This is a genomic window from Alkalicoccobacillus porphyridii (genome assembly GCF_007293315.1).
Lineage (GTDB): Bacteria > Bacillota > Bacilli > Bacillales > Bacillaceae_D > Alkalicoccobacillus > Alkalicoccobacillus porphyridii.
In genome coordinates, this window is the sequence record NZ_VLXZ01000311.1 from 1 (window position 1) to 254 (window position 254).

Below are 254 nucleotides of genomic sequence, written 5' to 3' on the forward strand. Positions count from 1 at the left end.
TTTTATTATAATCGCGATAGCGCAATTGACTCTCCGGACGACGAAAAGGCCTTTTACTGGCTGAAGCTTGCCGCTGAGCAAGGCCATTGTGAAGCACAATATTCCTTAGGGCGGAAATACTCCGAGGATAAAAGCCGTCATAGAGATAATGAGCAAGCCATCTTTTGGCTGAAAAAAGCTGCCCTACAAGGCCATACTTTTGCTTCCAACGCCCGTGGCTGGATACTGGATCGTGGAGAAGACCCCAACTATAA

1 pseudogene is annotated in these 254 nt (G+C 47.2%); it reads left to right on the forward strand.

Going from position 1 to position 254, the window contains the following annotated elements:
* Window positions 1-254 (forward strand): annotated as a pseudogene (gene ybeQ / locus FN960_RS24425) (Sel1 family TPR-like repeat protein YbeQ); the annotation flags it as partial.